A 12,382-nucleotide genomic window follows, 5' to 3' on the forward strand; every position below is an offset into this window, starting at 1 on the left:
GCTTCATTCATGATCTTTAACGTTAAAACTAGTTTGCTTGGTTCAGCGACCAATCATAGTCATAACTGATGTTTTTAGTGTTCGTTACTGGTTTTGTTCGATATTGTTCTAAGTGTTGAATGAGTTGTTTCTCCGTACCAAAATCCACAGCAAACCATTCGTAAATCGATGATAACTGAAGCTTATTATTATTTTGAATCAGTACACCTTTGTCACTATTTACAAATTCAGTTGCGGCTTGCTCTAACAGCATCTCGGTGTTGTCAGCGGTAAAGGCTTGAGATTGCAGGTTAGGGCAACCTAGGCTGGCACAGTTAACAGCATAGTGCGTACGTGGGTCTTGCCATATTGGTCTTAGGATTCGATGCTCAATATCATTCAGTGTCAGTGCCTTACCATTAACCACGACTACTTCATCCCCCCATGGCCCGAAACTAAATAAGCCGCCGAGCTTGGTGATGGATTTTATTGGGTAAGCATCAAGAATCAAATCGACAGTCACGGCGTTATATAGATTAACCCAATAGGCATACTGTTCCGCTTTTGAATAGTCGAGTGGATTCAACTGCTCTAATCTCTTGATGTACTGCTTGAGCTTTGTCTTATCTGCACTGCTCACCGCTTGATAGCGAACTAGGGTGTTTTGCTCTTGTTTAACTAAGTAGCTATCGATAAATTGCTGCCAGTCTTGATGAGATACCTGTTCTTGGCTGGCTTCATTGCTTTGGTTCCAGTATGGCCAAAGTTCGGATTTAGGCGCAGACCAAGCTAAGGTTGAGAAAAGTAGACTAATGATAAAGAGTAGTTGTTTCATAGCATTCTCCTGATGACTGACTACTAAGACCCTACGGCTCACTATTTTCTTTCATAGTCCTTTAGTTAAATAAACCATTCAAGTTAAACAAAAAAAGTTTGGTCTAATCAAAACTGACTCAAATAAAAAAGGTTGGCACTGAGCCAACCTTTTAGATGTTTTTGAAATCGCTTGCTCTATGTAAAGACTGTGCTATTTCAAGAGCGTTTTATTTCAGGAAGCTAGGAATCTTAGCTTCAAACTCTGAAATCTTATCTGCGTGTTGAAGTGTTAGGCCGATGTTATCTAGGCCATTTAGCAAACAGTGACGACGGAACTCATCAATTTCAAACGAGTATTCTTTTCCATTCGCACTGACTTTCATTGCTTCTAAATCAACGTGGATCTCAGCACCTTCATTCGCTTCTACGAACTGGAAGATTTCATCAACTTCCTGCTCTGTAAGACGAACCGGCACCATCTGGTTATTGATCGAGTTACCGTAGAATATATCGGCAAAGCTTGGAGCGATCATCACTTGAATACCGTAATCAGCAAGCGCCCAAGGTGCGTGTTCACGAGATGAACCACAACCAAAGTTTTCACGAGCCAGTAGGATTGAAGCGCCTTTATAGCGTGGTGCGTTCATTACAAACTCGGGATTTGGTTGTTGGCCTGCGTCATCTAGGAAGCGCCAATCGTGGAACAAGTGCTTACCAAAACCAATACGGTTTACTTTCTGTAGAAATTGCTTTGGAATGATCGCATCAGTATCGATGTTGGCCGTATCTAGAGGAACGACTAATCCGGTGTGTTGTTGAAAACCTGACATGTTAAATCCTCTAATTAAAGTTCACGAATATCGACAAAGTGACCAGCGATAGCCGCTGCGGCTGCCATTGCAGGGCTAACTAGGTGCGTACGACCATCACGGCCTTGGCGACCTTCAAAGTTACGGTTTGATGTAGAAGCACAGCGTTCTTGTGGACCTAGACGGTCGTTGTTCATTGCAAGACACATAGAGCAACCCGGTAGGCGCCATTCAAAGCCTGCTTCGATGAAGATCTTATCTAGACCTTCAGCTTCAGCTTGTGCTTTTACTTGCTCAGAACCAGGAACGATCAATGCTTGAACATGTTTCGCTACTTGGCGGCCTTTCGCTACTGCTGCAGCTGCACGCATGTCTTCGATACGCGAGTTAGTACAAGAACCCACGAAGACTTTATCGACGTTGTAATCCGATAGAGATTTACCCGCCTCTAGTCCCATGTAAGCCAAAGCTTTTTCTGCAGATGCCTTTTCAACAGGGTCTGCAAAGCTTTCTGGTGCAGGAATTGGTGTGTCTACCGAGATAACCTGACCGGGATTGGTTCCCCAAGTAACCTGTGGTTTGATATCTGCAGCTTCTAGCGTCACAACAGCATCGAACTCTGCATCAGCATCGGTTTTCAATGTGTTCCAGTATTCAATAGCTGCTTCTAAATCTTCGCCCTCAGGAGAAAACTTACGACCTTTGATGTATTCGTAAGTCGTTGCATCAGGAGCGATTAAGCCCGCTTTCGCACCCAGTTCGATTGCCATGTTACATACCGTCATGCGACCTTCCATTGTAAGGTCAGTAATTGCCTCACCACAGAATTCAACCACATAGCCTGTACCGCCAGCAGCTGTTGTTTTGCCGATGATCGCGAGTACGATATCTTTTGCGGTAATGCCTTCAGCGACTTTGCCTTTTACTTCGATCTTCATGGTTTTAGCGCGAGCTTGTTTTAGCGTTTGAGTTGCTAAAACGTGCTCAACTTCAGAAGTACCGATACCGAATGCTAAAGAACCAAATGCACCGTGTGTTGCCGTGTGTGAGTCACCACATACGATGGTCATGCCCGGCAGAGTAATACCTAACTCAGGGCCCATTACATGCACAATACCTTGGTATTTGTGGTTTAGGTCGTAAAGCGTGACACCAAACTCTTCACAGTTTTTCGATAGCGTTTCCATTTGGATACGAGCCATCTCGCCAGAAGCGTTGATGTCTTTCGTTTGTGTCGATACGTTGTGATCCATGGTTGCAAAAGTTTTGCCTACTTGGCGAACTTTACGGCCTTTTTCACGCAGGCCATCAAAGGCTTGTGGCGACGTTACTTCATGAACTAAGTGGCGATCGATATAAAGAATTGGCGTTTCGCCCTTCGCTGCAACCGCAACGTGAGCGTCATAAACTTTTTCGTATAAGGTTTTTGCTTGCTGGTTTGTCGACATAGCTTTTCTTCCTTGGGAGCATCAGTCCCAGTGTTTGTTTCTAGCCAAGTCATGCAATTTAAGCTGACTTGGCTTGATATTATTCTTATGTACTTGCTTCTAATCTAAGCATCTAGCTTATGAAGCTAAGATGTACTCTGCGATCTTGTCACCCATTTCTGAGGTAGTCAGTGCTTGGTTTTTGCCTGCAAGATCTGCTGTTAGCTCGCCAGCAGAAAGCGCTTTAGATACCGCTGTTTCGATGTCTTGCGCTGCGGCTTCTTCGCCTAGGCTGTAACGAAGCATTAGCGCAGCAGAAAGAATTTGTGCTACTGGGTTCGCGATGTTCTTACCTGCGATATCTGGAGCACTGCCGCCCGCTGGTTCGTATAAGCCGAAGTTGCTTTCGTTCAAGCTTGCAGAAGGAAGCATGCCCATAGAGCCAGTGATCATTGCACACTCATCAGAGATGATGTCACCAAAGATGTTTGAACAAAGCATCACGTCAAACTGAGATGGATCTTTGATTAGCTGCATGGTCGCGTTATCGATGTACATGTGGTTCAGTTTCACATCTGGGTAGTCTTTCGCTACTTCTTCAACTACTTCACGCCATAGAATAGAGCTCTGTAGAACGTTCGCTTTATCGATTGAGTAAACGTTTTTGTTACGTAGACGAGCAGATTCAAACGCGATTTTTGCAATACGTTCGATTTCGTAACGGTGGTAAACCTCAGTATCAAACGCTTTTTCAGTTGCGCCTTCGCCTTCACGGCCTTTTGGTTGACCGAAGTAGATACCGCCCGTTAGTTCACGAACAACGACGATGTCGAAGCCATTGCCTGAAATGTCAGCACGTAAAGGAGAGAAAGATTCTAAACCCTTGTGAATTTGTGCAGGACGTAGATTGCAGAACAGTTGGAAGTGTTTACGTAGCGGAAGTAGGGCACCACGTTCAGGTTGGTCGTTTGGTGGAAGGTGTTCCCATTTAGGACCGCCGACAGAACCAAAAAGTACCGCGTCAGATTCTTCACAGCCTGCAACTGTTGCGTCTGGAAGTGGACAGCCGTGGTTATCAATCGCGATACCACCAACATCATACTCTTCGCGAGAAAAGCTAATTGCGTGTTTCTTTTCAATCGCGTCTAGCACTTTGTGTGCTTGTTGCATTACTTCTGGGCCAATGCCATCACCAGGTAGTACGGCAATTTTGTATGATTTATCTGTCATGTTAATCCTTTAATTCTTGTTACTGAGCTGTTTGGCTCGTTTTAAATTTTGTCCCTAAAGCCAACAACATCGGCTCTAGGGCTCTGTTATTGGGTATTAAACTGTCGCGAATTTTTGCTGTTTCATTTCAGCAATAGTGTCTGCGCGTTGAATGCTATTAATAACGTGTAGCAACGCTTGACCAGAAGCTTCAACGATATCCGTTGAAACGCCCGTACCGTGGTATTTACGGCCTTTATAGTTAGCAATGATGTCCGCTTGACCTAAGCCATCCTCGCCTTCACCTTTTGCAGTAAGGTCGAATTTATCCAACGCGATTTCGTAGCCTGTTAAGCGGTAGATACATTGGTATAAAGCATCAACAGGGCCATTGCCGACAGCGGCTTCGCATTTCTCTTCGTCACCACATTGCAGTTTGATGCTGGTGGTAGACATAACACTACCAGATTGTACGCTTAGGTAGTTAAGTTTATAGAAGTCATCTTCATCACGTAGATTCGCGAAGTGCATCAATGCTTCTAGGTCGTAATCGAACACTTGTCCTTTACGGTCAGCAAGCTTCAAGAAGTCTTCGTACAATGAATCTAGATTGTACTCATTGTCTTTATAACCCATAGCGTCCATGTGGCTCTTAACAGCTGCTCGGCCACTACGGCTTGTTAGGTTCAAGGCTTTGTTTTTCAAGCCAATAGACTCAGGCGTCATGATCTCATAAGTGTTCTTATTCTTAAGCATGCCATCTTGGTGAATGCCTGAAGAGTGGCTGAATGCGTTGGCACCGACGATTGCTTTGTTGTCTTGAATTGGCATGTGGCAAAGCTGGCTAACTAACTTACTGGTACGGTGAATCTCTTTATGATCCAAGCCTGTATGAACACCCAAAAGCTCTTGGCGAGTTTTGATGATCATTGCAATTTCTTCTAAAGAACAGTTACCCGCACGTTCGCCAATACCATTGATTGTGCCTTCAATTTGACGAGCGCCCGCTTGCACAGCAGCAATTGAGTTCGCAACTGACATACCTAAGTCATCGTGACAGTGAACAGAGATGATTGCTTGATCGATGTTTGGTACGCGATCGAATAGCGTTTTAATAATGCCACCAAACTCGTTAGGCACTGTGTAGCCCACGGTGTCTGGAATGTTGATGGTTTTAGCGCCTGCGTTAATCGCGGCTTCAACCATACGACATAGGTTGTCGATAGGGGTACGACCGGCATCTTCACAAGAGAACTCAACATCATCGGTGTAGTTACGAGCGTGTTTGACGGCTTTTACTGCCATTTCTACTACATCGTCGTAGCTGCGGCGTAATTTGTCTTGTACGTGAACCGTCGATGTTGAGATGAAGGTATGAATACGGAACTGGTCAGCAACTTTAAGCGCTTCTGCTGCGGCGTCGATATCTTTCGCTACAGCACGAGAAAGTGCACAAATACGGCTGTCTTTGATGTGTTTAGCGATGGTTTGTACTGACTCAAAATCACCTGGAGAAGAGATAGGGAAGCCAGCTTCGATAACATCTACACCCAGTCTCTCAAGAGCATAAGCGATCTGTAACTTCTCTTTTACCGTAAGGCTTGCTGCCAATGCTTGCTCGCCGTCACGTAAGGTAGTATCAAAAATTATTACTTGATCGTTCATGGGTGCTTCCTTATATCGATAATGAATCGATTGCTATCCAAATTATTATTAAGAATGATGTTCTTTTAAAAGTGCCAGTTACAAAAAAACCCGCTCAGCGCGGGTTTTAATATTTGTGTAGTTCTTGACCCACAACTTACCCGCGCGATTGGTTCACGATAAGGAGAAGTTTCAGCAGTCGAGAAGAAGAAAAAATCATTACACAAATATCCGTAAATAAACTGTTAACACCATATTTACCGTAATTTATTCTAAGCGTCAAACAAGAAAATCCAATATCAGTGTACATTGGCAGTGTTTTTGTTTGGTTTGTGCTGTTGAGGGTTGGTTTATTGGCGTAATCGGTTGTTTTCGGGTTTTGTGTTGGCTGGTTAGTTTATCGTTTGGCTTGTGTGTAGGTTAAAACTTTGTAGTAAATCTTTTTAATGGAACGATTCACCAACAGAATTAAAAGTATGGTTCGATTAATTAATCATTTGATTAAATAGTGAGTAATTAATCTTCTACAGTTGCATCTATTTATCTCTATAATTAATCAGATGATTAATTATAGAGTGGGTCAAAGTGATGACAGCACGCAAAGCCGGGCGGCCTCAACAGAATTTGGATGTACGACAACTATTAATAGAACATGCTCGTGATCTGTTTGTTGTCCAACCATACGATAAAGTATCGACTCGCTTAATTGCCGAGCGTGCAGGCGTGAACATCGCGATGATCCGTTATTACTTTGGTAATAAAGCGGGCTTGTTTGAGGCCATGCTTCGCGAAACGCTACGTCCTATGCAATTGCAAATGCAGAAGTTGGTTGAAGAGAGCAGTCACGAGAACTTTCTCGACTTAATGCGGACTTACTACAAAGAGATGGTTAAGGTGCCCAAGTTTCCTCGCTTGATTGCTCAAGTGATGAATATGCCACCCTCAGAAGTGCAGAGAGAATTGCTAGAGAAGGTCTTTCTTGATGTGGCTAAGCCTGCGCAAGATGTCATCTTTGAAAAGTTAGTTGCGCAGGGCATCTTGAAGCAAAACATGGATCCAAAACTCTGTCGCGTTTCGTATATAAGTTTGATGGTATTCCCTTTTATTGCACCGCCACCTTTGTTAGCGATCCACGGTATTGAGCTTAATGAAGCCTTTCTTAACCGTCTAATCGAACACAACATTCAATTGATGACCGAAGGCTTTATCAATGTATCTAGCCCTTCATCTGAGCAGGAACCCAAATAATGAAAATAAGCAAAAAGCTCCTATTCTTTCCGGCTCTAGCGGTTGGTGTTATCAGTCTTGTGGCTGCGATTAATCTAAAACCTGATCTGCCGACTAAGCCCGCTGGCGATCGAGCTCGTTTAGTCGAAACAGTCAGTTTAGAACAACAAATGATCGCGCCGTTGGCGGTGGGCTTTGGCAAGGTGGTACCCAAGGTTGAATGGAAAGCCATTGCTGAGGTGACTGGGCAGATTGTTTATCGACATCCAGACCTAGAAAAGGGGCAGATTATTCCAGCGGGTACTGAGGTACTTAAGATCGATCCCTTAGATTACGAGTTAAAGCTGGTACAAGCTGAAGCGGATCTTAAATCAAGCCAAACCTCATTAGCTAAGTTGAACCAAGAAGAAGATAATCTTAAGCAGACTCTAAAGATCGAAAAGAACCGTTTAGTGATCAGCAATAAAGAGCTGCAACGTAAACAAGATCTGCGTAAGAAAGGTCTCACCTCTCAGTCTGATGTCGATCTGCAGCAGCAAAGTGCGTTGTCTCAACAGAAGCTTGTATTGGATATTGATAACCAAATTGCGTTGATGCCAGATGAAAAGCGTGTCGCGGAAGCAGTGATTAAGGTGAATGTATCTAAAGTAAAAGAGGCGCAACGCTCTTTAGATAAAACAACCATCCCCCTGCCTAGAGCGATGAGAATTGCGCAGGTCGATATCGAACAAAACCAAGTGGTTAATCTTCAGCAAGAGATGTTTGTTGCTCACGGGATTAATGTTATGGAAGTTGAGGCTCAACTCTCTATTCACGATATGCAAACTTTAGCCTCAAGCTTTACTCAATTCCCTCGCGATGCTGCAGGCATACCGAACCCTTATGAAGCGCCTATCAAAGCAAGTATTCAGCTAAACAGTGGCAGCCTTAACCTCAGTTGGCCTGCAAAAGTGGCAAGAATCAGCGAAACCGTTGATGAGAACCAAGCTACAGCAGGGATCATTCTTGAAATTGGTCAAGACTATTCAGCTTTGCAGCCAAGCAGTGCAACCCCTTTGGTCAATGGCATGTTCGTCAAAGCTGAGATAGAAGGCTTGGCCAATCTTAGCTGGGTTGTCCCAGAGCGAGCTCTGCACGGTGATAAAATCTACCTGATGGATGACAGCCAGCGCTTACAAGTGGTGAATGTTGAAGTGCTTTATCGCCGAGATAACCAAGTGGTGGTGGAAGGTGAACTGCACGCTGGTGATAAGTTAATTCTCAATGACGTTTTACCTGCGATTGAAGGCATGCTGCTCAAAGAGTCAAAGCCTACTGAATTAGCAGCGGATGTGCAGGAGAATGCGTCATGATTCGGTTCTTCTCCCGACACCCGACGGCTGCAAACTTATTGATGCTTGGGTTATTGATTATGGGTTTGGCCTCTTTATCAACCATCAAGCGCGAAACCTTTCCTGCCTATGATCCACCTTACATTATGGCGGCGATCGTTTATCCCGGCGCATCACCACAAGAAGTGGAAGAGAGCTTGTGTGTGCGAATGGAGGATGCCGTCGATGGTCTCGCTAACATTGAAGAAACTCAGTGTGAGGCGATCGAAGGCAGTGCACGTCTTATTCTGAAGCTTAATGAGAAAGCAGACATCGGTCGAATGCTGGTGGATGTGCAAACTCAGATCAACTCGATCAATGATTTCCCGAGCGAGATTGAATCTCCGGTTGTTCAAGAGTTGGATTGGAATGAACCGGTTGTTGATATCGCGATTACAGCCGAAACCTCATGGCCTGAACTCAAAGCGTACGCCGAAGATCTCAAACGCACCATGAAGCTCGATTATGACGTTTCTTTGGTCGAAGTCAGTGGATTCTCGGATCACCAATATCGTGTGGAACTGGATACCCAAGCCATTCGCCAGTTAGGTTTGAGTGTTGGTGATATCGCAGACCAAATCGGTCGTCAGAATGTAAAGCTACCGAGTGGTAACGTTGAAACACCAGACAAAAACTTCCTGATTCGTTTTGATGAAAGACGTATCACTCCGGTTGAATTAGAGAGCATTGTGGTTGGATCTGCGCCGAATGGTTCGGTGATCCGTTTGAGGGATATTGCCAAGATAACCGATCGCTTTGAAATGGATGAGCAGAAGGTTCTGTTTGATGGTAAGCCTTCTGCGCTATTGAAGATCAGCAAAAACAAAGAAGATGATGCGCTACGAATCAAAGAGAACGTGACCCGATTCGTTGAAGATCAAAGCGCGATTGCCCCTGATGGTGTGACATTGCAAATGACCAATGATCTCTCGTCTGTACTTTGGGATCGTTTAACCATGATGGTACGCAACGGCTGGCAAGGTATTGTGCTGGTGTTTGCCACCATGTGGTTGTTCTTCAGTTTGCGATATTCATTCTGGGTTGCGGCAGGTTTACCCGTAGCCTTCCTTGGTGGCTTGTTCTTAATGGCCAACCTTGGCCTGTCGATCAACATCATGTCATTGGTCGGCTTATTAATGGCGATCGGTATTATGATGGATGACGCCATCGTGATTGCCGAATCGATAGCCTCCCATTTAGATAGGGGGCAAAATGTTGATGATGCGGTGTACAACGGTGTTAAGAAAGTGCTCCCCGGGGTGTTATCTTCTTTCTTAACCACGGTGTGTATTTTCGGTAGCTTACTATTCCTTGATGGGGAAATGGGTGCGGTGCTTAAAGCGGTGCCTCAGGTACTTATCTTGGTGTTGTCTCTGAGTTTAATCGAAGCGTTTCTTATTCTACCAAATCACTTATCTCATTCATTACACAAAGAAAAAAATGACAAGCCAGCGCTGCGCTTCAAAGTCGTGTTGTTAGAGAAGTTTGAGAACTTCCGCAATACTACTTTGATGAACATGGTCGAGAAGGTCGTGACATTCCGCTATGCCTTTATGGGTGGTGTGATAACTCTGCTGTTGCTATCCATCTCCTTGATTGCTGGTGGCGTTGTCAAATTCCAGCCCTTTCCTGAGTTGGATGGCGATATTGCTGAAGCGCGTATTATTCTTCCTCCGGGCGCATCATTGTCTCAAACCGAGAGAGTAGTCGACAAAATTGTCGCTTCTGCTGAACGTTTGAATGAGCAGTGGAGTGAAGATGTTGAGGACGGTAATAAATTGGTTGAACATATCACCAGCCAATTCAATGCTAATGCAGATGCCAACGAATCTGGTCCGCACTTGGCTACCGTTCGCTTAGACTTACGTGGAGCTGAGAGCCGTAACACGGTTATCGATGACTTTATTGATGCATGGCGGGAAGACATCGGCGATTTGGCTGATCCTATCTCGTTAGTCTTTAAACAACCCACGATGGGACCGGGTGGTCGTGCCATCGAGATCCGTGCCAAACATGATGATCTTGCTGCATTGAAATCGGCTTCTTTAGATATTCAGGAGTATCTCAATCAGTTTGATGGTGTGTACGGTGTTCTTGATGACATGCGTATGGGTAAGGAAGAGATCTTAGTTAAACTTCGCCCAGGTGCGGAAACCTACAATGTGAACGGTCAGATGATTGCTTCCCAATTACGTTCCGCCTTCTTTGGTCAGACTGCGGATGAGATTCAAATTGGGGTTGAGAACATTTCGATTGAGGTGCGCCTTGATAAAGAACAGGCTGGCGATTTACAGCAATTGGCTAACTTCCCAATCATCACAGCAGATGGCAGCCAGATTCCGCTAGCGACATTGGCAACGCTAGACTTCCAACGTAACTACGTACGAATCCAGCGAATCGATGGGCTGAGAACCATCAGTATCTATGGTGATATTGATAATAAGAAGGCGAGCTCTTCAGCGATTTTGGCTCAGTTCCAAAAGGATGAAGTAGCCAAGCTCATTCAAAAGTACCCAGGCTTACGCTTTGATTTTGAAGGTGAAGCCAAAGATGCCGCGAAGACTGGAGCCTCAATGGGCAAAGGTTTCTTACTGGGTTTGTTTGGTGTGTTTGCGATTCTGAGTTATCAGTTCCGAAGCTACTTGGAACCGGTCGTCGTAATGTTAGCTATTCCACTGGCCTTCATTGGTGTAGTTGTCGGTCACTGGCTGTTAGGGCACGCGTTAAGCATGCCGAGCATGATGGGCTTTGTGTCGCTTGCTGGGATCGTGGTCAATGATTCCATCTTGTTGGTGCAATACATTCGTCACCATGTCGACGAGGGGGATAGCGTGCATGACTCTGTTGTGAAGGCCAGTCGAGAGCGTTTCCGAGCGGTATTTTTGACATCAATGACCACAGCCGCAGGCTTGCTTCCACTATTAACGGAAACCAGTTTACAGGCACAGGTTATTCAGCCGTTGGTTATCTCGATCGTATTTGGTATTTTTGCTTCGACCTTATTGGTGCTGTTCATGATCCCTGCCGCTTACGCCATCTTGGCTGACTTTGGCTTGGTGAAAAAGCATGAGCCACTAACGGACTAGAAACGAGACAGATATCTGCTATTACCTTTTCTAAGAACAATAAAGCGACCTTGAGTCGCTTTATTTATATCTGCGTGCTCACGACTTAGGTTAGCCATCCGCCTCAAAATTCATTTTAGTTCATTCAAAACGTCACTTAACTGTCATTTCAGGGGCATACCTTGAGCCTTAACTGAATAAGGATTGTTAAGGAGATCGTATGCGTACTATAGAACCTATTGTCCGCTGGGATGTGGCATTTTCTGTTTTCTGTTTGAAGAATCGTTATAGCGGGCAACACGCAACACTGAGTAAAGCGGTGTCTCATACTGGGGATGGTCATCTATATGTGTTGATCGCTTTGGTTGCGCTGTTAGCTGATGGCTACACAGGTCGTGAATTTTTAATGGTCGGTCTCGCCGCTTTTGCGATAGAGCTACCGATTTATTGGTTAGCCAAGAACACCCTTAAGCGCCGTAGACCCGCTGAATTCTCTTCATTGCTTCACTCTCACATTGTGCCATCTGATAAATACAGCCTGCCTTCTGGGCATTCCGCTGCTGCTTTTGTTATGGCGACCCTAATCGGACATTTCTATCCGAGCTTGTACCTCTTTAGCTTGGTGTGGGCAACTGCGATTGCGGGCTCTCGAATCCTGCTCGGTGTGCACTTTTTAACGGATGTCTTAATTGGTGCAGCGCTAGGTATAGCGTGTACTAGCCTCGCCATTCACTTCATTTTATAGCGGTTAGTCGTATGGCTGTTTGTTCTGTTGTTCATATTAAAAAGACACAGGCAAAGACAACAGATCTCGAATTGTTAATCTTCAAGGAACC

Annotated in this window: 9 protein-coding genes; 4 read left to right on the forward strand and 5 right to left on the reverse strand. The window is 44.8% G+C overall.

The window, feature by feature from the left end:
• Window positions 1–28 precede the first annotated feature (28 nt).
• The 5 genes from IHV80_RS02025 to leuA form a co-directional block, all read right to left on the reverse strand.
• Window positions 29–814, reverse strand: a complete 786-nt coding sequence (locus IHV80_RS02025) for a DUF547 domain-containing protein (protein ID WP_192889906.1) — start codon at window positions 812–814, stop codon at window positions 29–31.
• A gap of 208 nt (window positions 815–1,022) precedes the next feature.
• A complete protein-coding gene (gene leuD / locus IHV80_RS02030; RefSeq protein ID WP_065113140.1) occupies window positions 1,023–1,625 on the reverse strand; it encodes a 3-isopropylmalate dehydratase small subunit in 603 nt (200 codons plus the stop codon).
• Window positions 1,626–1,639: 14 nt separating this feature from the next.
• Window positions 1,640–3,052, reverse strand: a complete 1,413-nt coding sequence (gene leuC / locus IHV80_RS02035) for a 3-isopropylmalate dehydratase large subunit (protein ID WP_065113141.1) — start codon at window positions 3,050–3,052, stop codon at window positions 1,640–1,642.
• A gap of 117 nt (window positions 3,053–3,169) precedes the next feature.
• Window positions 3,170–4,261, reverse strand: a complete 1,092-nt coding sequence (gene leuB, locus IHV80_RS02040) for a 3-isopropylmalate dehydrogenase (RefSeq protein ID WP_065113142.1) — start codon at window positions 4,259–4,261, stop codon at window positions 3,170–3,172.
• A gap of 96 nt (window positions 4,262–4,357) precedes the next feature.
• On the reverse strand, window positions 4,358–5,905 hold the full coding sequence (leuA, locus tag IHV80_RS02045; protein WP_009847816.1) for a 2-isopropylmalate synthase: 1,548 nt from the start codon (window positions 5,903–5,905) through the stop codon (window positions 4,358–4,360).
• Window positions 5,906–6,472: 567 nt separating this feature from the next.
• On the opposite strand from leuA, the gene IHV80_RS02050 reads away from it, so the two are divergent.
• From IHV80_RS02050 to IHV80_RS02065, 4 genes are all read left to right on the forward strand, one after another.
• A complete protein-coding gene (locus tag IHV80_RS02050) occupies window positions 6,473–7,132 on the forward strand; it encodes a TetR/AcrR family transcriptional regulator (RefSeq protein ID WP_192889907.1) in 660 nt (219 codons plus the stop codon).
• On the forward strand, window positions 7,132–8,463 hold the full coding sequence (locus IHV80_RS02055; protein ID WP_192889908.1) for an efflux RND transporter periplasmic adaptor subunit: 1,332 nt from the start codon (window positions 7,132–7,134) through the stop codon (window positions 8,461–8,463). The genes IHV80_RS02050 and IHV80_RS02055 overlap by 1 nt, the downstream gene beginning before the upstream one ends.
• Window positions 8,460–11,567 (forward strand): efflux RND transporter permease subunit, encoded by a 3,108-nt coding sequence (locus tag IHV80_RS02060; RefSeq protein ID WP_192889909.1) that lies wholly within the window; start codon window positions 8,460–8,462, stop codon window positions 11,565–11,567. Before IHV80_RS02055 ends, IHV80_RS02060 begins: the two co-directional genes overlap by 4 nt.
• A gap of 199 nt (window positions 11,568–11,766) precedes the next feature.
• On the forward strand, window positions 11,767–12,291 hold the full coding sequence (locus IHV80_RS02065; RefSeq protein ID WP_192889910.1) for a phosphatase PAP2 family protein: 525 nt from the start codon (window positions 11,767–11,769) through the stop codon (window positions 12,289–12,291).
• Window positions 12,292–12,382: the final 91 nt, after the last annotated feature.

Source organism: Vibrio bathopelagicus, from assembly GCF_014879975.1.
In the GTDB taxonomy this organism is placed as follows: Bacteria; Pseudomonadota; Gammaproteobacteria; order Enterobacterales; family Vibrionaceae; genus Vibrio; species Vibrio bathopelagicus.

Excerpts from the sequence above, each read along its gene's own strand:
- IHV80_RS02025 (WP_192889906.1), bottom strand. The coding sequence starts at position 814 with ATGAAACAACTACTCTTTATCATTAGTCTACTTTTCTCAACCTTAGCT.
- leuD (WP_065113140.1), bottom strand. The coding sequence starts at position 1,625 with ATGTCAGGTTTTCAACAACACACCGGATTAGTCGTTCCTCTAGATACG.
- leuC (WP_065113141.1), bottom strand. The coding sequence starts at position 3,052 with ATGTCGACAAACCAGCAAGCAAAAACCTTATACGAAAAAGTTTATGAC.
- leuB (WP_065113142.1), bottom strand. The coding sequence starts at position 4,261 with ATGACAGATAAATCATACAAAATTGCCGTACTACCTGGTGATGGCATT.
- leuA (WP_009847816.1), bottom strand. The coding sequence starts at position 5,905 with ATGAACGATCAAGTAATAATTTTTGATACTACCTTACGTGACGGCGAG.
- IHV80_RS02050 (WP_192889907.1), top strand. The coding sequence starts at position 6,473 with ATGACAGCACGCAAAGCCGGGCGGCCTCAACAGAATTTGGATGTACGA.
- IHV80_RS02055 (WP_192889908.1), top strand. The coding sequence starts at position 7,132 with ATGAAAATAAGCAAAAAGCTCCTATTCTTTCCGGCTCTAGCGGTTGGT.
- IHV80_RS02060 (WP_192889909.1), top strand. The coding sequence starts at position 8,460 with ATGATTCGGTTCTTCTCCCGACACCCGACGGCTGCAAACTTATTGATG.
- IHV80_RS02065 (WP_192889910.1), top strand. The coding sequence starts at position 11,767 with ATGCGTACTATAGAACCTATTGTCCGCTGGGATGTGGCATTTTCTGTT.